The organism is Xanthomonas euroxanthea, from assembly GCF_903989455.1.
Lineage (GTDB): Bacteria > Pseudomonadota > Gammaproteobacteria > Xanthomonadales > Xanthomonadaceae > Xanthomonas > Xanthomonas euroxanthea.
In genome coordinates this window covers 232528-251494 of the sequence record NZ_LR861803.1, presented here as the reverse complement: position 1 = coordinate 251494, position 18967 = coordinate 232528, and the positions used below count along the sequence as shown (strand labels likewise).

The following is an 18967-nucleotide window of genomic DNA, read 5'->3' as shown; positions in this document are numbered from 1 at the left end:
ACGCGTGCTGCTTGGCGCACCCTCCCCGCGCTCCGACAAGAAGCGCGATATCCAGTCGATACCCAGCCCCGTAGGAGCGGACCTGGCCGCGACGGGGCTTTATCGGAAACGCCTCATCGGTGCGGAGGCATTCCCTGTAACGCCCCGTCGCGGCCGGGGCCGCTCCTACGGGTGTGCGAGCTGCTGCGGGCGGCGCTCAGTCCTGCGGGTAGCCGAAGCGCACCGCGATCAGCGTCAGCAGATCGAATTGCGCGCCAAGCACGTTGCGGTAGCTGCGCCAGCGCCCCGCGGCCAGGCGCGCCGGGCCGCGCGGTTCGACCAGCGGAAAGCGCAGGCCGAACGCCTGCTCCAGCACGGTGGAGATGCCTTGCGGGTCGCTCTCGATGCCGTCCAGGCGGATGATCCGGTGCGGATACAGGTCGCGCTCGTGCAGCACGGCGAGCTGTTCCAGCGCCGCCAGCAACCAGTCGGCGGCCTGCTGCGGCGATTGCACGGCCAGCGGTGCCGGCGCGCCGGCCGACAGCCAGTCCAGCAGCATGTCGCGCGGGTCGCGCAGCGCGATCGCCAGCCGGCCTTCGGGCAGATGCGGGCGCAACGCGGTCAGCAGGGTGTTGTCCCACCACAGCAGCCAGTCGATGACGTTGCCGTCGTCGATGCCGCGCCGCGGCAGCTGCGCCTTCCAGCCTTCCACCAATGCCATCGGTGCCAGCTCGCCGGACGCAAGCTGCTCGACCGTGCGGTAGCTCTGCAGCGCATCGGACGGCGGCGTGGTGCCATACCGGTCGTCGCGCACCAGCGGGGTGGCCGCGCCCATCACCGCGATCAGGCGTTCGACATGCGAGCCGGGCGTGCCAAAGACGAACAGCGGCCGTGCCGTCACGGTCTCGGGGATGGTCCCGATGTCCGGCCACTGCATCGGCTGCCTGGCGGCCTGCGGCGGCAACGGCAGGCGGTGCTGGGCCTGCTCGCGCTGGAACTGCATCCAGGTGGCCACGGCGGCGTCGGGCTGGCCGGCGCGGTCCTGCACATTGCCCAGCCACGGCCGCAGCACGGTCTGCTGGGGCGCGGGCAGCGAGTCGATCAGCGACTGCACGCAGGCGATCGCCGCCGGCGGGTCCCGCTCCAGCAGGGCTTCGACGATGCGCTGCTCGCCGCTGATGCGGCCCGGCTCCACCGCCACGATCTGGCGGGCCACCATTTCGGCCTGTTCGGCATGGCCCTGCATGTCGTGCACGCGCATCAGCGCTTCCAGCGCCGGCAGATGCTCGGGCATGGCCAGCAGCCAGCGCTCGATCACCGCCTGCGCCTGCGCCCCGCCGACCGGCTCCACCGCCAGCCGTGCCAGCCACAGGTCGTGCGCCGTGGCCGAGGTGGCCAGCGCCGCGTCCAGGGTGTCGCGTGCATCGTCCACCGCGCCCAGCCGCTCCCAGGCGGTCAGCAAGGCATGCAAGGTGCGCCGGTCGGCCGGCCAATGGGCCAGCGCCAGGCGCAGGTGCGCGGCGGCCTGGTCGGGGCGGCCGGCCTGCAGTTCCATCTCGCCGGCGAGCCGGCGCATGGCCGGGATGTCGCCGCCGGGCTGGGCGAACACGCCCTGCATCGCGGCCAGTGCATCGTCCAGGCGGCCCTGGCGCTGGGCCAGCTGGGCGATGAAGGCGCGCAGCGCGGTGCCCGGCGGGTTGAGCTCGACCACGCGCTCGAAGGCGCGCTCGGCAAATGCGAAGTGTTCCTTCTGCAGATACGCAAAGCCCAGCGCGAACATCACCCGCGGGTCATCCGGCAGTTGCTCGGCGGCGCGGGTCAGCAGCGACAGTGCGCGATCGCCCTGGCCGCGGCGCAGCTCCACCACGCCATCGACGGCCAGCAACTGCGGGTGCTCGGGCGCCAGCCGCGCGGCGGTGCGGCTCAGCCGCTGCGCCTCGTCCAGATCGCCACGCGCCACCGCCAGATGCGCCTGCATCACGTAGGCATTGAACTGGTTGGGGTCGAGCGCGGTGGTACGCGACAACGCGTCGTCCGCCGCAGACAGCGCGCGCGTGGCCAGCAGCAGCCCGGCGCGCAGCAGATGCAGGTCGGCATCTTCCGGCGTCAGCGTCAGCGCGGTTTCGATGCTGGCCAGCGCCAGCGCCGGTTGCCCCTGCTGCTGCAGGGCCAGGCCGAGCCAGCGATGCGCGGCGGCGCTCTCGGGCGCGCCGAGGACCCACTCGCGGGCCAGCGCCACCGCATCGTCGGCCGCATTGCGGCGCAGGGCTTGAAGAATGGCGTCTTGCATGGCGGTGGGCGTGTCCAGGACAAACGCCTATTGTAACGATGCGCGGGGTGGCGCCGACTTACACCTGCGCGGCCAGCCGCTCGGCCACCCAGCGCTCGGCGAATCCGTCACCGCGGGCGTTTTCCAGAAAGCCGCAGTGGCCGCCCCAGCGTGCGATTTCCAGCTGTGCGTGCGCCGGCAACTGCCAGGCGGCGAAATCCTCGAACGGAATGACCGGATCGTCCTCGGCCATCAGGATGTCCACCGGCACCTGCAGGCCGGCCAGGCGCTCGCCGGCGATCGAATAACTGTCGAAATACGCTTCCAGCGAGCCATGCCCGGTGTGCTGCTCGGCCAGCCAGGCCATCAGCCCGCGCATGTCCAGCGCCAGGGTGGCGTCGTCGTAGCCATGCTGGTCGGGGAACAGCTTGCGCTTGCGCAGCAGCGACTCGCGCCACTTGCGGCGGAAATACCAGTCGTAGAACTGCGGGCCTTTTTCCAGCTGCAGCATCGTCGCTGCCGGGTCCAGCAGCGGGCATACCGCCGCCACGCGCGCCAGCGGCAGGCCGGCCGCCGGTGCACGCAGCGCCAGCCGCAACGCGAAATTGCCGCCCAGCGAATAGCCCGCCGCCAGCAGCTGCGGCGCGGGAAACCGCCGCCACAGATCGCCCGCGGCATTGACCACTTCCTCGATGCGGTCGGAGTGGAACAGGTCCACGTTGAGGTGGTGCGTGCCACCGTGGTCGCGGAAATTCAGCCGGAACACCTGATAGCCCAGGCCAAGCAGGCGCGCGGCGGTCAGGCGCATGTAGTTGGAATCGGCACTGCCTTCCCAGCCATGCAGCAGCAGCACCGTGCCGCGCACCGGGGCATCGCCGGGCGGGATGCTCATCCAGCCCTGCAGGCGCACACCGTCGCCGCCGTCGAGGATGTGTTCGCTGGTGACCGCACCGCTGGCGGCCAAGAGCTGGCGGCTGCGGAGCCGACGCAAGGCACTGCTGCCCAGCACCGACTGCACATGCGGATTGCGCAGCCAGCGCGGCGGCAGATAGTCGGAGGCGTTCATGCGCTCATCGGGCCGGACAAGCGGGTGCCGGCCGCAGGGAGGATGCGCGCTTGCATCGTCGGCTCAGGACTCCATCGCCGCGATGATGCGTTGCCGCGAGGTATCGGCCAGGCGGCGACGTCCGTCGATATCCAGCGCACCGATCGGCTCGAGAAAATGCACCTCGGCCAGCCGCGACGGCTCGCCGAGCAGGCGCACGATATTGGCGAAGAAACTCTCGCGCTCGCCGAACGCCACCACTGCCTGCGCATTGCCGCGCTCGCCGTAACGCAGGGCCACCGGCTGCACCGGCACGCCGGCCTCGACCGCGGCCTGGAAGATGCGCGCATGGAACGGGCCGACCTCGGTACCGCCACGGGTGCGGCCTTCGGGGAACACGCCCACCGGCTTGCCGCTGCGCAGGCGCTGCAGCATTTCCTGCAGCACACCGCCCAGCGATTCGGTATTGCCGCGCTGGTGGAAGATGGTCTGGCCCTTGGTCGCCAGCCAGCCCACCAACGGCCAACCGGCGATCTCGCGCTTGGCCACAAAGCCCATCACGCGCTGGCTGTGCAGCATCGAGATGTCGACCCAGCTGACGTGATTGGCCACGAACAGGGTCGCGCCCGGCAGTGGGGTGCCGAAGCGACGCAGGCGGAAGCCGAACACGCGCATCAGGTTGCCCTGCCACCAACGGATCATCAGCTCGTCCAGGGTGTCGTCGGGGCCGGTGCGGATACGCGCCAGCGGCGGCGCCACCACGCACAGCATGGTGATCGGCAGGCAGATGCTCAGATGCAGCAGCAACAGCGGCACCCGATACAGGTACCGGAACCAACGCAGCACGCCGCCAGCGTCGCGCGTGGCGTCCAGGGATGACTCGCTCATTGACGGAACGGGACCGGTACCAGGGGAAGGAAGCGCAACTATTGTGACAGCAGCGTGGCCTGCGCGCAGTGCCCGCGGCGGGTGGCGCTGTTCCACCCATGCACTTGCACGGCGTGCTCAGCCATTGCTGCGTGGCACCACGGCCAGGGTCAGCCGTGACACGCACACGCGCTTGCCGGCCGGATTGTCGATGGTGATGTCCCAGACCTGGGTGCTGCGGCCCACATGCACCGCGCGCGCGGTGCCGGTGACCAGGCCATCGGTGGCGGCGCGCAGATGGTTGGCGTTGATCTCCAGCCCGACGCACATCCGGGTGGTCATGTCCACGCACAGGTTGCCGGCGCTGCTGCCCAGGGTTTCGGCCAGCACCACCGACGCACCGCCATGCAGCAGGCCGTACGGCTGCCTGGTGCGCGCATCCACCGGCATGGTGGCGCGCAGCCAGTCGTCGCCGGCATCGGTGAACACGATGCCCAGATGTTCGATCAAGGTGTCGCGGCTGGAGGCGTTGAGGGCGGCCAGGTCGACGGGTTCGCGGAAGGTCATAGGCTGGGGATTGGGGATTGGGGATTGGGGATTGGGGGAATCGGGAATCGGGAATCGGGAAAGCATCCGCGGCGCGGGGGGCTGGTGCAACTACTGTGACTGCCCCTGCAAGCAGAGCCGCCACGGCCGCTTTCAACCGGCTGGCGGTGTGACGCGACCTGGTTCAGCGTACTGCGCCTATGCGGCGGTGCCTCTCCACGATGCACCAACGACCACGCGCCGTCTCGATGCCGGCGCCGGGACCGGCGCCGCTGCGATCAGAGGATCGGCACCAGTCCCGCACCGAAGGCGGTCAGCATCCGCACCAGCAGCCACTTCGGGCCGACGTTGACCTCGGGGAAATCGCCTACCGCCACATAGCACTTCCGGAACTGCGGGTCCTGGCGCTTGAGCGGGAACGGGCAACCCGGCCCCGGCTGGAACTCGTAGTTGGTGGCGTAGCGCCAGGGCCAGAAATCCAGCACCGGCAAGGCTTCGGACACCTTGCCCACGCTGTAGTTCAATCCGCTCAGCACCGGCGGCTTTTCGCGCGGGGCCACGGTCCAGGCGTTTTCCGGCGCCATGTCGCGCGCGATGCTGGCCGCCAGCGCCTGCGCAAAGCGCGCATCGTCGATCACCACCGCCGCTTCGGTGTTGTAGTTCTCGCTGCGCGGATCGAAGTTGTGCGTGCCGATCACGCCGATGCGGCGGTCCACCACCAACGACTTGGCATGCAGGCCCATGCGCGCACCGGCACGGGTCACCGGCAGCGGCTTGTTGACCGCGCGCGTGCCCAGGAACGACGGCCGCGTCTCGGTGCGCAGCACGCGCCGATCGACCTCGCTGCCGCCGGGCGCGCGGCCCGCGCCGCCCCCGCTGCCGCGGATTGCGCTGCCGGCCGTGCCACCACCACCGCCACTGCCCCGCATCGCATTGCCGGCCGCACTGCCGCCGATCACCCGATTGACGCGACTATCGTCGTCGGCCGGCTCGGCCGCCTCCGGGTTGAACGGATCGGGCACCAGGTTGGCGTAGTCCACCGGTGCATTCAGCGGGAACGGCTTGAACTCGTAGACGTTGAAGCCCAGCTCGCGCATGTTGCGGCGTTTGAACTTGTACGACAGCGCATACACGATCGGGTTGTCGGTGGCGGCCAGGCTGTTGGTGGACACCACGATGCGTGGCGGCTGCGGGCGCTGGCGCAGTGCGCGGAAGATTGCCTGGGCCTGGTCGGACAGCACCAGGTAGGGCGTCTGCAGCAGCACTTCCTGCTGCGCGTTGGCGATCAGGCCGTCCAGCTCGGGCGCGGTGGATACCGCCTTGGCGGTGTGTTCCTTGCGGTGCTTCTGCGGCAGGTCGGCCACATACAGCACGCGCTGCACCGGCATGGCCGGGGCCACGAACGCCTCGCGCACGAACTGCGGATCGCGCGCCTCCTGGTCGACCCGTTCCACCCGCTCGGGGCGGCGGAACGTGGCTGGCGGCATCTTCGGTGCGCCCTGTTCCAGCAGCAGGCGACCGACATCGTTCAGACGCTCGGCCGGCACGCTGCGGCGCGCGTGCCAGAACGCGTCGAAGTTGGCCGCCATCGCACGCACTTCCGGCCCGGCCAGGATCACGTCGCGGTCGCGGAAGTTGTACTCGCTGTCCCAGTCGTAATAGTCGTCCTGGTAATTGCGCCCGCCGACCACGCCGAGCACGTCGTCCACCACCAGCAGCTTGTTGTGCATGCGCTGGTTGAAGCGACGGAAGCAGCAGACCACGCTGCCGGCATAGTCGAAGTAATTGAGCTTGACCTTGCCGAAGGTCGGGTTGTAGATGCGTAGCTGCAGGTTTTCATGGGTGCTGGCCAGCGCACCGAGAATCTGCAGATCGGCAATCGCCGAGAGCTGATCGATCAGGATGCGCACCTTGACCCCGCGCTGCGCCGCATCGGTCAGCGCATCCAGCACCATGCGCGCGCTGTCGTCCTTGTCGAAGATGTAGGTCTGCAGGTCGATGCTGCGGGTGGCACTGCGGATCAGGTTGAGCCGCGCCACCAGCGATTCTTCGCCATGGTCGACGATGGTGGCGTAATGCCGCGGCACGGCCGGCGTGGAGGCGGTGATCGCCTCGCCACCCAGCGCGCGCAGCGGCGAGGGCTGGGCGCAACGATTGGCCTGCGTGCAGCTGACAACGGTGCTGCGGGCGGCGGCGGCCAGCCCGGCGGCACGGTTGCGTTCGATTTGTGACAGGCCGGCACATCCGGTGCCGAGCAACAGCGTTGCCAGCACAATCGCCCTCAACAGGAACCTCACGGGCGCCGCGCCTCCTGCAGCCGCCCACGCAGAATGAACGTCACCCTGTCGCCCAGGGCCATCTGCCACGCATTCATTCCGTAACGTCCACGCAGGACCGTACCTCGACTGATCACATCGCAATCATAGCCCGGCCGCGCGCATTCAGCCGGCACCACATGCAGGGTCTCGACGTGGGTGATTCCGCGAATGGTCAGGTTGCCGGTGATGTCACCGCCCGTCTTCACCACCTCCTCGGCGTAGGGACGCGACTCGAATTCCACCACCGGATACTGCGCGACGTCGAAAAAATCCTCGCCGCGCATCCACGCCGTGTAGCGATCCTTGCCGGGAATTTCCACCTGCGTGGCATCCAGACGGAAACGCACCTGCTGGCGTCCGTCCGGCAATTCCGCCAGTTCACCCCGAAAGCGCGGGAAGAACCCCTCGATCTTCATGCCGAAGCGCGTCCTGATCTCGAACCCGAAGCGCGATTGCACCGGATCGATGGAATGCAGCTTCTGCTGCGCCACGCAGGGAAGAGCGACCCAGAGCGCGAGCCAGGCAAACCAGCGCAGCGACGATGGCACGGATCAAGGCCACCAGAAGGCGGTCAGGCGGGCGATGCCTGGTTCGATGGCCGCGTCCAGTGGCAGTGCCAGCAGGGCGATCGCGGCGGTCGGCATGCCGCGGTAGTCGCCGGTCTGGCCGCTGTGCATCAGCGCCGCCAGCCGTTCCAGGCCGGGGTTGTGGCCGACCAGCAGCAGCCGCTCGGCATCGCGGTGTTCGTCCACCAGGCTGGCCAGGGTGCCGGGGGTGGCGTCGTAGATCCGTTCGTCCAGGCGTTGTTCGATATAACCGGTGAGCTCCAGCACCGCTTCCAGCGTCTCGCGCGCACGCCGCGCCGGCGAGCACAGCACGCGGTCGGGCACCAGGCGCTGCTCGCGCAGCCAGCGGCCGGCCGATTCGGCCTCGGCGATGCCGTGCGGGGACAGCGGGCGGTCCAGATCGGCCTGGCCGGTATCGGCCGGCTCGGCGTGGGCGTGTCGCAGCAGTATCAGTTCGCGCATGAAAACACTCCGGTCTAGGATTTCTTGAGCCACTTGAACAGCGGCTCCCAATCCTGTTGATGGTCGCGCACCTGCGCCGAGCGGTAATCGAACAGGCTGCGTCCCAGCCCGGCCATGACCACATAGGCCTGGGTGTCGCGCAGCTGGGCCACCAGGGGATAGGGCCAGGCGCCGATCATCTCGGCAGCTTGCTGCGAGGTCTGGGTCCAGGGGCGGGCGCGGTTGAGCACCAGGCCCACCGGCAGCTTGCGCTGATGCACGCGCGGCACCTTGGCCAGCGTGTTGAGGAAGCCGACCACCGCTTCGATATCCAGCGCCGAGGACAGCACCGGCACCACGATGGCGTCGACATGGTCGAGGAAGCCGCTCAGATCATCGGCCATTGCACCGGCCGGGGCATCGATGATCAGCTGGTCGGTGCCGTCGGGCACCGCGGCCTGCCAGTTGCGACGGCGGGTGGCATCGATCGGCAGCACCGCACTTTCCAGGCTGGCGCGACGCTGCGCCCAACGCGTGGACGAGCCTTGCGGATCGGCGTCGGCCAGCACGGTGCGCTGGCCCTGCAGGGCCGCATGTGCGGCCAGATTGGTGGCGATCGTGGTCTTGCCGACGCCGCCTTTGGAGGCGGCCACCAGGACTGTCTTCATGCACGCCTCGCTTCCGGGAGCAAGCCGGCAGCGTACACCGCGACGAAGTGAGGAAGTAGTCGAAAGGCGTTAAACGTCCCTCGGCAGGCGCCATCGCGCTGCAACATCGGCCCCAGAACGTGGCCGCTGCCGCATGCAACGACCACGCGGATCAGCGGATCAGCGGGGCTGGCTGCTCGCGGCGCCCGGCTGCCAGTCCGCCGGCGGTTGCGCGGCAAGGCCTTGACGCTGCAGGCGCGCGCGCAACGCCGGCACTTCGCCCTGCGTCAGGATCGCATCCAGTGCGGCAACCTGCGCATCGACCGAGGGTGCGCTGCGCTGCTGTTGCTGCTGCAGCCACTGCAGCTCCCGCATCCGCGCCTGCCAGCGGGTGGCGTCGGCGCCGCTGCTCAGTGCGGCCATGCCCTTGGTGCCGATCACGGCCGTGGTCAGGGTGGACTCGTCGTTGGCCACGTTGTTCAGCACGACCATGCACTCGTCGCGTAACGCGGGCGTGGTGGCACCGGGGTTGCAGCGCTGCATCAGATCGCCGAGCGCGGGGAGTGCATGTGCAGACCAGGTACTGATCACGAACATCGCCGCCATGCCGGCGCCCGTGGACGGAAACCCTTGGGCGTCGAGTCGCTCGCGCAAGCTGACCGAGGCCAGCGATGGCCATTGCACGCCGTCGTAGACGGCATAAAGGGCCTGGCCCAGCTCCAGCACACCGCTGTCGAAATGATCGGACTGCACGGCCGCCTGCCAGGCGCGTTCGGCGGCCGCCTGGTCGCCGCGGCGCTGTGCAGCCGCATAGGCGCGCAGATGCACGGCGGCATTGCCGGCATCGGTCTGCTCCAGGAACGCCCGCGCGGCGCCTGGGTCGCAGCGCAATCCGGGGGCACAACCGACCGCTTCCATCCGCGCCACCAACCGGTCGCGCGGCCGCGCGTCCAGGGCACGCTGCAGCCAGGCGCGCTGGATGGGTGCATAGCCTCCGTCTGCGGCCGACACTGCCTCGTCCTCGGCATCGATCCACAGCAGACCGGCCAGATACAGCTGCCTGGGCTCGCCGCTGGCCGCCATGCTGCGCAGGCGTGCCTGCATGGTCTGGCCGACCTGGCTCACCCAGTGAGTCATCAGCGGATCATCCGCCGGAACCGGTGGGGTGGCGGGCGATGCCGCCAGAGCGGACTGCGCCGCGAAGACGCCGCCAAGCCATAGCAGCGCCGTGGTGATCAAGCGATATCCGTGCATGTGTTGCTCCTGTCCGTGTGGCGCGCGCAATGGTGCGCGCCAGCATTTCACACGGGGTGAGCCGCATCAAGCGGCCAGGCGCGCCAACAGCCAGGCCCATGCCGGCAGGGTCAGCAGCGACAGCAGGATGCTGTAGCCGACCATCGCCGCGGCCAGGCGCGGCGCCAGCCGGTGCGAGATGGCCAGCGCGGCGGCGGTGATCATGGTGGGCATGGCCGATTCGAGCACGTTGGTCTGCAGCATCGCGCCATGCAGGCCGAGCGCCCAGGACAGCGGCAATGCCAGCACCGGCATCACGGCCAGCTTGAAGACCAGGCCGACGGCCAGCGGCTTGAGCTCGTCCGCAGGCAGGCGCAACTGCAGCGAGAAGCCCACCGCCAACATCACCAGCGGCAGCATCGCGTCGGCCAGGCTCTTCAAGCCCGAGCCGATCCAGGCCGGCGGCTGTTCCGGCATCACCGTCAGCGCGAACAGCAACGCCCACAGCGGCGGAAACCGCAGCACGCGCACCAGGATCAGCCGTGCAGTCGGCGGCGTGTCGCCGCTGTAGCGGGCCAGCACGTACAGCCCGAACGTGGACAGCAGCACGAAGGTGCCGAACTGGTCGTAGACCACCGCATACGGCAGGGCGTGATCGCCGATCAACGCGCGCACCATCGGAAAGCCGATGAAGCTGGAATTGGTGAACACCACGCACATCAGCAGCGCGGCGTATTCCTCGCGCTTGAACCGCAACAGCCGGCTGCAGCCCCACAGCAGCGGCACGATGAGTGCGGTCAGCAGCCACGGCGTGGCGATCACGCCACCGAGCGAGGCATCCAGATGCAGACGCGGCACATAGGTCAGCACCGAAGCCGGCAGGCAGATGTACAACACGATGCGATTGAGCACATCGGCGCTGTTGTCCGGCAACACCCGCAGGCGCGCGAACAGCAGGCCGAGCCCCAGCATCGCCAGAATCAACGCAAATGCATCCACTGCCATGGCGTGGTCAGGTCCGTGGGAGAGCGACGCTCAGGATCGCATAGTGGACGTGTCGTGCCTTGATCAGCGACGGGCTGGATCGACGACGGGCTAAATCGGCGAGCATGCCTATGCGTGGCGCAGATCGTTCGCTCAACGCCTGGCGACAGGCATGTCGAGGCTTGCCGCTTCTAGGATCCGGCCCATCACTATCGAACAACGCGAATCACGCACTACTCTTAACCATGTGCACCGACCATCTCGACTGGTCCTTGCCCGCCCACCGTCGCGGGACCTTACGCGGCATGGATGCCGCGTAAGAGCTTACAAGGACGTACGTGCGGCGTGTCCCGCGATGGTGGGCGGGCAAGGGCCCTGCAGCAAAGCCGCAGATCAACCGCTCTACGATTGAGCCATCGCACGGACGACTGCCTCAAAAGACCGACCCTCCCGACTGGTCCTTGCCCGCTCACCGTCGCGGGACCTTACGCGGCATGGATGCCGCGTAAGAGCCTACAAGGACGTACTTGCGGCGTGTCCCGCGATGGTGGGCGGGCAAGGGCCCCTGCAGCCAGGCCGCAGATCATCCGCTGTACGACTGACCTGCCCGCACAGGCCAACCGCAAGTCGCGTTGGCCTGCTGGTGCCGGCCGCAAAACGACTCGAGAGGTGATACAGCGGCGCGCTGCAAGGGCTTTCCGCAGCACGCCCGCCGAGTTACGGAAATGCCGGCGGGTTCGCCTGCCATGCGGCAAAAACCTCGGCCAGCGTGGCGCGTTCGGCCTCGCGCCAGTCCGGCAGCAGGGTGGCGTAGCCGGCGGTGCTGCTCCAGCGATCCGGCCAGGTGCGCACAGCGGCGGCATACCACTCGACCGCTTCCTGCTTGCGCCCGGTGCGCCATAGCGCCAATGCCGCAGTGGTCGGCAGCCAGGCCGGCGCGGCCGGGCGGCCGTTGGCCAGGGTGGCCCACTGCTGCAAGGCCTTGTCGGCCTGGTCGGCGCGCAACAGATCCCAGCCGTAGTTCCAGGTGATGGCGCGGTACTGCTGGCTGCCACTGGAGACCAGCCCCAGGGCGCCCTGATAGAGCTCGTCGCCCAACTGCGTGCGTCCCCCCGCATAGGCCAGCGACGCCAGCTGCGCGCGCGGTTCGGCAGCGCGGGCGTCACGCTGCACCATCGCCGCCAAACGGTCGATCACTGCATCGCCCTGCCCCTGCACGGCCACCACCGCCTTGGTGGTACCGCGATCTTCGTCGAAATAGAACTCCTTGGGCTTGGGCAGGTTCTGCGCCTGCGCCATCGACCACACGCCCCCGAGCAAGGCCAACATCGCGGCCCATGCGTATTTCCTTTTCACTGGCTTTATCCCCTGACAGCAAACGACCCTTCCCGTTCCCATCGTAACCGCAGCGCGGCGGCTGCGCATCCGCATGCAACGGGAGCGTGAAAGGCGACTGCTACACTTTGGGCCGCCGTTTTGGAATCCGTCGGGCGTGTCATCCGGTTTCAGATGACACGCGCCGGGTCCCAGCCACCCTTTCCGGGCACGCCATGACCAGTACCGCTGCACTCTCTTCTCCCGACGCTGCCAACACGCCGGAGCTCGGCCAGGTCGATGCGGATTACACGCTGGAGCACAAGTACACGCGCGCCGACGGGCGCATCTACTTGTCCGGCGTGCAGGCACTGGTACGGCTGCCGTTGATGCAACGCCTGCGCGATGATGCCGCCGGCCTTGCCACTGCCGGCTTTGTCAGCGGCTATCGCGGCAGCCCGCTGGGCGGCTTCGATCTGGAACTGTGGCGTGCGCGCAAGCATCTGGACGCGGCCAGGGTGACCTTCACCCCTGGCCTCAACGAAGACCTGGCCGCCACCATGGTCTGGGGCACCCAGCAGACCAACCTGTTCCCCGGCGCCAAGGTGCAGGGCGTCTACGGCATGTGGTACGGCAAGGGCCCGGGCGTGGACCGCAGCGGCGATGTGTTCAAGCACGGCAACGCCGCCGGTACCTCGCCGCATGGCGGCGTGCTGGCACTGGCCGCCGACGACCATGCCTGCCGCAGCTCGACCCTGCCGCACGGCTCGGAAGAGGAATTCGTCAGCGCGATGATGCCGATCCTCAACCCGGCCGGGGTGCAGGACATCCTGGACATGGGCCTGCTCGGCTGGGCGATGAGCCGCTATACCGGGCGCTGGGTCGGCTTCAAGACCATCGCCGAGACGGTGGAATCTTCCGCCTCGGTGGACGTGGATCCGTTCGCACGCAGCATCGTGCTGCCGGAGGACTTCGCGCTGCCGCCGGGCGGCTTGAGCATTCGCTGGCCGGACCCGCCGGTGGACCAGGAAATGCGCCTGCATCGCTATGCGATTGCCGCCGCACAGGCCTTCGCACGCGCCAACCGGATCGACAAAGTGGTGCTGGATTCGCCGCATGCGCGGCTGGGCATCGTCACCACCGGCAAGAGCTACCTGGACGTGCTGCAGGCGCTGGAATACCTGGGCCTGGACGCGCAGGCCTGCGCGCAGATCGGCATCCGCGTGTACAAGGTCGGCATGACCTGGCCGCTGGAGCCGGTGGGCATCAGCGCGTTTGCGCGTGGGCTCGACGACATCGTGGTGGTGGAGGAGAAGAAGGCCTTCATCGAGCGCCAGATGAAGGAGCTGTTCTACAACTGGCCGGCCAGCGCCGGTGCGCGGCCGAGCATCGTTGGCAAGTACGACGAGCAGGGCGAATGGATCCTGCCCTCCACTGGCGAGCTGACCCCGGCCACGATCGCGGCAGTGATCGGCAAGCGCATCCAGCGCTTTGCGCTGCCCTCCAGCGCGATGACCGAGTCGATCGAACAACGGCTGCGCTGGATGGAGACCAAGGAAGCCGAAATGGCCTTGCCGCGTGCGCTGTTCCCGCGCGTGCCGCATTACTGCTCCGGTTGCCCGCACAACACCTCCACCGCGGTGCCGGAAGGCGCGCGTGCGCTGGGCGGGATCGGTTGCCATTACATGGTGACCTGGATGAACCGCTCCACCGACACCTTCACCCATATGGGCGGCGAAGGCGTCACCTGGTCGGGGCAGGCACCGTTCACCGAGACGCCGCACGTGTTCCAGAACCTGGGCGATGGCACCTATTTCCACAGCGGCTCGCTGGCGATCCGGCAGTCGGTGGCCACCGGCGTCAACATCACCTACAAGATCCTCTACAACGATGCGGTGGCGATGACCGGCGGCCAGCCGGTGGACGGCACGCTCACCGTGCCGGACATCGCGCACCAGCTGCGCGCCGAAGGCATCCACGCGATCATCGTGGTCAGCGACGACATCGGCAAATGGACGCGCCGGCGCGAGCGCTTCCCCAGCGACGTGGCGTTTCACGACCGCAGCGAGCTGGATGCGGTGCAGCAGCATCTGCGCACGATCAAGGGCGTGTCGATCCTGATCTACGACCAGACCTGCGCCACCGAAAAGCGCCGCCGCCGCAAGCGCGGCAAGCTGATCGACCCGCCCAAGCGCGTGATGATCAATTCGCTGGTGTGCGAGGGCTGCGGCGATTGCGGCGAAAAGAGTTTCTGCGTGTCGGTCTTGCCCAAGGACACCGAATTCGGCCGCAAGCGGCAGATCGACCAATCCAACTGCAACAAGGATTATTCCTGCGTGTCGGGCTTTTGCCCGAGCTTTGTCACCGTGCATGGCGGTGCACCGCGCAAGGGCAAGCAGCGCGATGCCAGCGCATTGCTGGACAACCTGCCCGCGCCGCCGCAACGCACCACGCTGGAACAGCCCTGGAACATCCTGATCACCGGCGTCGGCGGCACCGGCGTGGTGACCATCGGTGCGCTGCTCGGCATGGCCGGGCATCTGGAAGGCAAGGGTGCCACGGTGCTGGACCAGACCGGGCTGGCGCAGAAGGGCGGCGCGGTGACCACGCATATCCGCATCGCGCGCCGGCCGGCCGATATCCACGCGGTGCGCATCGCCGCCGGCGAAGCGGACCTGGTGCTGGGCTGCGACATGGTGGTGGTCAACGATTACTGGGCCCTGTCCAAGGTGCGCGACGGCCGCACCCATGTGGTGCTCAACACCTACGAAGCGATGCCGGGCAACTTCACCACCCAGCCGGATCTGCAGTTCCCCGCCGCCGAGATCATCGCCGGCGTGCGCACCGCCCTGGGCGGCCAGGAACCGCTGTTGCTGGATGCCACGCAACTGGCGACCGCGCTGCTGGGCGATGCGATCGCCAGCAACCTGTTCGTGCTCGGCTATGCCTGGCAGCACGGGCTGGTGCCGCTGTCGCATGCGGCCTTGATGCGCGCGATCGAGCTCAATGGCGCGGCGGTGGCGATGAACCAGCAGGCGTTTGCGTGGGGGCGGCTGGCGGCGGTGGATCTGCCGGCGGTGCAACGCGCTGCCGGCCTGACCACGGCTGACACGTCTGTGCACCTGCACGGCGACACGCCGGCCGCGCGTGCGCCCGGCAGCTGGGAAGACCACGATCTCGGCGGACAGAGCGCGCCGCGTGCATTGGCGCGGACCGATGGCAGCACGCTGCATGGCGATGTCGATGCGCCGGTGCATCCGCTTGACGATGAGCAGCTGGCGCAGTCCTTGGACGAGGCGATTACGCGCCGCATCGCGTTCCTGACCGACTATCAAGACGCTGCCTACGCGCAGCGCTATCTCGCGCTGGTGGAGCGCGTGCGTGCGCAAGAGGCCCAACGCGCGCCCGGCAGCACTGCCTTGACCGAAGCTGTAGCGCGCTATGCCTTCAAGCTGATGGCCTACAAGGACGAATACGAAGTGGCGCGCCTGTACACGCGCGGCGACTTCCAGCGCCGGCTGCAGCAGCAGTTCGAAGGCGACTACACGCTGCGCTTCCACCTGGCACCGCCGCTGTTGGCCAGGAAGGATGCGCACGGCCATGCGATCAAGCGCGAATACGGGCCGTGGATGTTCACTGCGTTCAAGCTGTTGGCGCGGCTGAGATTCCTGCGCGGCGGCAAGCTCGATGTGTTCGGCTACAGCGCCGAACGGCGTGGCGAGCGTCAGCTGATTGCCGATTACGTGGCGACAGTGGACACGCTGCTGGAACGGCTGGATGCCGACAACGTCGGCCTGGCGGCGCAGATCGCCAGCATTCCCGAGCATATCCGTGGCTATGGGCATATCAAGCACGCGCACCTGGAGGAAGCCAAGGCACGCCAAGCCGTGCTGCTGGCGCAGTGGCGCAATCCCAAGGCCTTGCATGTGGTGCAGGCGGCCTAGACGACAGGGCGGCCAGGTCCGCGTTGCAGCGCTGGAACCTTGCGCGCGGATCGGCTGACGCTTGCCGGCAGTGCAGTAGCGACAGGCTCCTGTGGTGGGGCTGGGAGATCGCGCCGGCGCCGCTGCGGCACAGCATCGCGTTTATGCACGGCAGCGGTCAGCACCTACCGGGTCGATGCGCTGTCGGTGCACCGCTCGGCATCATCGTCTGCCGAGCGCCAGCAGTCATGCACACGCAGAGCAGCGCGCGTCATTCGAAATGCCGACCACGTATCAGACGGACCGGGCCACGCACCGTGCCCAGATCGACCACGTCGCCGCGCTGGGTGACCCGTACCACGTCCTTGCGGGCCAGATCGGCAGCAACGGCGCGTACCTGCGGCATCAGCGCACGCCAGCGGTTCTCGTCCCCGCTGAGCGCGCGGGCGACTTCGGACGGGCAGATCGACTGCTGCGGCAGCCGGCGCGCCAGCAGCGCGCGCATGGTCGCGGCGATCTGTCCGTCATCGATTCCTTGCACGCCAGGCGCGCGAGATCAGAGCGGACGCAACACGCGCAGGCCGAACCAGTCCTTGGCATCGTTCCAGCCGTGGGTGACCTTCAACCCGGCGGCAGCGGCGAGTTCGGCAAAGCGTGCGTCGGTGTACTTGTAGCTGTATTCGACCTGCATCGCTTCGCCGTCGGCAAATTCGAATTCCTTGCCGCCCACCTGCACGCGCTGTGCGCGCTGGCTGATCAGGAAGGTTTCGATACGGCCACGTTCGCGCGCGTACACCGCATGGTGGCGGAAGCCGTCCAGATCGAAGTCGCTGCCGATCTCGCGGTTGAGCCGCGCCAGCAGGTTCAAGGTGAACTCGGCCGTGACGCCGGCCGCATCGTTGTAGGCGGCCTCGATCAGGCCGGCATCCTTGTCCAGGTCGATGCCGATCAAGGCGCATCCGTCGCTGCCCATGGTCTGGCGCATCGCATCCAGCAACTCGATGGCGGCAGCGTCGGTGAAATTGCCCAGCGTGGAACCGGGGAAGAACACCAGATGCCGGCGCGCCGGGCGCTGCGCCTGCGGCAGCTGCAGCGGCTTGGTGAAGTCGGTGCACACCGGCAGCATCTGGATTTGCGGAAACTGCTGCGCCAGCCGCGCGGTGCTGTCGAGCAAGGCGGTGCGCGAGATTTCCAGCGGCGTGTAGGCCACCACATCGCGCAGCCCCTGCAGCAGCAACTCGGTCTTGCGCCCGCTGCCGCTGCCGTATTCGACCACGTGCACGCCGGCGCCGATCGCCTGCGCGATCGCCGGCATGCTGGCCTCCAGCAACGTCAGTTCGGTGCCGGTGAGGTAGTACTCCGGCTGCCGGGTGATCGCCTCGAACAACTGCGAGCCGCGTGCATCGTAGAAATACTTCGACGGCAGCGTCTTGGGCGTTTGCGACAGGCCGGCCAGCGCGTCGGCGGTGATGTCGTCCGGTTGCGGGCGCAGGTCGGTCAGCGCGGCGTGCGCGCGTTGCATGGCGTGGGCGGCGGCGTTCAAGGCAGATCCTTGGCAAGGCGCACGCCGGCAAACTGCCAACGCGCATCGGAGGGAAAGAAGTTGCGGTAACTGGCGCGGACATGGCTGGCCGGGGTGGCACAGCTGCCACCGCGCAGCACCCATTGCGCATTCATGAACTTGCCGTTGTATTCGCCCAGCGACCCGGGCCACGGCGCAAAGCCGGGATACGGCAGGTAGGCGCTGCCGGTCCATTCCCAGACATCGCCGAACAACTGCTGCAGGCCGGTATCCACCGCGTCGGCACCGCGCGGATGCAAGGTGTCGCTATCGACGAAATTGCCCTGCACCGGCACACCGGTGGCGGCCTGTTCCCACTCGGCCTCGGTGGGCAGGCGCGCGCCGGCCCAGCGCGCGAACGCATCGGCTTCGAACAGGCTCAGGTGGCATACCGGCGCATGCGCATCGCGCGGGCGCCAGCCATCCAGGGTGAACTCGCGCCCGTCCGCATCCCAATACAACGGGTGCTGCCAGCCCTGCGCCTGCACCATCGCCCAGCCATCGCTGAGCCAGGCACCGGCACTGCGGTAGCCTCCGGCGTCGATGAACTGCTGGAACTCGGCGTTGCTGACCACCCGATGCGCCAACGCATGCGCGCCGACCAGCACGCGGTGACGCGGCGACTCGTTGTCGTAGGCGAAGGCATCGGCCTGCGGCCATGCGGCCGCACCGATCTCCACGATCTGCTCGTCGCGCGCCTGCCAGCGCAGCGTGCTGGCGACGGCAGCAGGCGGAGCCGGCGCATCGCGATACGCCGGCTGCAGCGGGTTGCTCCACAGCGCATGCTTGATGTCGGTCAACAGCAATTCCTGGTGCTGCTGCTCGTGCTGGATGCCGAGTTGCACGATGGTGCAAGCCTGCGCATCCAACGTCCCATCACCCAGGCGCTGCTGCATCTGCGTATCGACTGCGGCCCGGTAGTCGCGCACCTGCTGCAACGACGGCCGCGACAACACCCCGCGGCGCGCGCGCGCATGCATCGGGCCCACGCTCTGGTAGTAGCTGTTGAACAGGAAATCCCAGGCCGGGTCGAACACGCGGTAGGCCGGATCGGCCTGCAGCACGAAGCGTTCGAAAAACCAGGTGGTATGCGCCAGATGCCACTTGCTGGGGCTGGCGTCGGGCATGCTCTGCACCATTGCGTCTTCAGCGCTCAAGGGTGCGGCGAGGCGATCGCTCAGCGCGCGGGTCTGCGCGTAGCGTTCCAGCAGCGTCAACTGCCGTTGCTGGTGATGGCCCAGCAGAGGTGAGAGTGCAGACATCGCCATATGCTT

General features: G+C 68.2%; 15 protein-coding genes. 1 reads left to right on the top strand and 14 read right to left on the bottom strand.

Annotation, left to right across the window (positions count from 1 at the left end; genetic code table 11):
* Positions 1 to 196 precede the first annotated feature (196 nt).
* The 11 genes from H7A86_RS01000 to H7A86_RS00950 all read right to left on the bottom strand — a co-directional run bounded on the left by H7A86_RS01000 (position 197) and on the right by H7A86_RS00950 (position 12251).
* A complete protein-coding gene (locus H7A86_RS01000) occupies positions 197 to 2269 on the bottom strand; it encodes a tetratricopeptide repeat protein (RefSeq protein ID WP_119130127.1) in 2073 nt (690 codons plus the stop codon).
* A 58-nt stretch (positions 2270 to 2327) separates the two neighbouring features.
* Positions 2328 to 3314: a YheT family hydrolase gene (locus H7A86_RS00995; RefSeq protein WP_119130125.1), complete on the bottom strand. Its 987-nt coding sequence runs from the start codon at positions 3312 to 3314 to the stop codon at positions 2328 to 2330.
* A gap of 63 nt (positions 3315 to 3377) precedes the next feature.
* Positions 3378 to 4277 carry a lysophospholipid acyltransferase family protein gene (locus H7A86_RS00990; protein WP_180707992.1) on the bottom strand — a complete coding sequence of 300 codons (900 nt, stop codon included), beginning with the start codon at positions 4275 to 4277 and terminating at the stop codon, positions 3378 to 3380.
* Between the two features lie 21 nt (positions 4278 to 4298).
* Positions 4299 to 4727, bottom strand: a complete 429-nt coding sequence (locus tag H7A86_RS00985; RefSeq protein WP_115675620.1) for a hotdog fold thioesterase — start codon at positions 4725 to 4727, stop codon at positions 4299 to 4301.
* Positions 4728 to 4984: 257 nt separating this feature from the next.
* A complete protein-coding gene (locus H7A86_RS00980) occupies positions 4985 to 7003 on the bottom strand; it encodes a phospholipase D family protein (protein ID WP_119130122.1) in 2019 nt (672 codons plus the stop codon).
* Positions 7000 to 7572, bottom strand: a complete 573-nt coding sequence (locus H7A86_RS00975; RefSeq protein ID WP_119130120.1) for a YceI family protein — start codon at positions 7570 to 7572, stop codon at positions 7000 to 7002. Before H7A86_RS00975 ends, H7A86_RS00980 begins: the two co-directional genes overlap by 4 nt.
* A gap of 3 nt (positions 7573 to 7575) precedes the next feature.
* Positions 7576 to 8052 (bottom strand): SixA phosphatase family protein, encoded by a 477-nt coding sequence (locus H7A86_RS00970; protein WP_016904234.1) that lies wholly within the window; start codon positions 8050 to 8052, stop codon positions 7576 to 7578.
* A 14-nt stretch (positions 8053 to 8066) separates the two neighbouring features.
* Positions 8067 to 8699 carry a ParA family protein gene (locus tag H7A86_RS00965; protein ID WP_104585765.1) on the bottom strand — a complete coding sequence of 211 codons (633 nt, stop codon included), beginning with the start codon at positions 8697 to 8699 and terminating at the stop codon, positions 8067 to 8069.
* 159 nt (positions 8700 to 8858) lie between these two features.
* Positions 8859 to 9932, bottom strand: a complete 1074-nt coding sequence (locus tag H7A86_RS00960) for a hypothetical protein (RefSeq protein ID WP_119130118.1) — start codon at positions 9930 to 9932, stop codon at positions 8859 to 8861.
* Between the two features lie 66 nt (positions 9933 to 9998).
* Positions 9999 to 10916: an AEC family transporter gene (locus H7A86_RS00955; RefSeq protein ID WP_115046219.1), complete on the bottom strand. Its 918-nt coding sequence runs from the start codon at positions 10914 to 10916 to the stop codon at positions 9999 to 10001.
* Positions 10917 to 11612: 696 nt separating this feature from the next.
* Positions 11613 to 12251 carry a tetratricopeptide repeat protein gene (locus H7A86_RS00950; protein ID WP_104650430.1) on the bottom strand — a complete coding sequence of 213 codons (639 nt, stop codon included), beginning with the start codon at positions 12249 to 12251 and terminating at the stop codon, positions 11613 to 11615.
* Positions 12252 to 12445: 194 nt separating this feature from the next.
* On the opposite strand from H7A86_RS00950, the gene H7A86_RS00945 reads away from it, so the two are divergent.
* Positions 12446 to 16153 carry an indolepyruvate ferredoxin oxidoreductase family protein gene (locus H7A86_RS00945; RefSeq protein WP_119130117.1) on the top strand — a complete coding sequence of 1236 codons (3708 nt, stop codon included), beginning with the start codon at positions 12446 to 12448 and terminating at the stop codon, positions 16151 to 16153.
* Between the two features lie 250 nt (positions 16154 to 16403).
* Here the strand turns inward: H7A86_RS00945 and H7A86_RS00940 are convergent, their stop codons facing one another.
* From H7A86_RS00940 to egtB, 3 genes are read right to left on the bottom strand one after another with little or no spacing between them, the layout of a single operon-like run.
* Positions 16404 to 16673 (bottom strand): DUF3253 domain-containing protein, encoded by a 270-nt coding sequence (locus H7A86_RS00940; RefSeq protein ID WP_119130116.1) that lies wholly within the window; start codon positions 16671 to 16673, stop codon positions 16404 to 16406.
* Between the two features lie 15 nt (positions 16674 to 16688).
* Positions 16689 to 17675 (bottom strand): L-histidine N(alpha)-methyltransferase, encoded by a 987-nt coding sequence (gene egtD / locus H7A86_RS00935; protein WP_119130115.1) that lies wholly within the window; start codon positions 17673 to 17675, stop codon positions 16689 to 16691.
* The gene (egtB, locus tag H7A86_RS00930; protein ID WP_180707991.1) at positions 17672 to 18961 is read right to left on the bottom strand and encodes an ergothioneine biosynthesis protein EgtB; all 1290 of its coding nucleotides are present in this window, start codon (positions 18959 to 18961) and stop codon (positions 17672 to 17674) included. Before egtB ends, egtD begins: the two co-directional genes overlap by 4 nt.
* Positions 18962 to 18967 lie beyond the last annotated feature (6 nt).

Coding starts and splice junctions, on each gene's coding strand:
- H7A86_RS01000 (WP_119130127.1), bottom strand. CDS start 2,269: ATGCAAGACGCCATTCTTCAAGCCCTGCGCCGCAATGCGGCCGACGAT.
- H7A86_RS00995 (WP_119130125.1), bottom strand. CDS start 3,314: ATGAACGCCTCCGACTATCTGCCGCCGCGCTGGCTGCGCAATCCGCAT.
- H7A86_RS00985 (WP_115675620.1), bottom strand. CDS start 4,727: ATGACCTTCCGCGAACCCGTCGACCTGGCCGCCCTCAACGCCTCCAGC.
- H7A86_RS00970 (WP_016904234.1), bottom strand. CDS start 8,052: ATGCGCGAACTGATACTGCTGCGACACGCCCACGCCGAGCCGGCCGAT.
- H7A86_RS00965 (WP_104585765.1), bottom strand. CDS start 8,699: ATGAAGACAGTCCTGGTGGCCGCCTCCAAAGGCGGCGTCGGCAAGACC.
- H7A86_RS00960 (WP_119130118.1), bottom strand. CDS start 9,932: ATGCACGGATATCGCTTGATCACCACGGCGCTGCTATGGCTTGGCGGC.
- H7A86_RS00955 (WP_115046219.1), bottom strand. CDS start 10,916: ATGGCAGTGGATGCATTTGCGTTGATTCTGGCGATGCTGGGGCTCGGC.
- H7A86_RS00945 (WP_119130117.1), top strand. CDS start 12,446: ATGACCAGTACCGCTGCACTCTCTTCTCCCGACGCTGCCAACACGCCG.
- egtB (WP_180707991.1), bottom strand. CDS start 18,961: ATGGCGATGTCTGCACTCTCACCTCTGCTGGGCCATCACCAGCAACGG.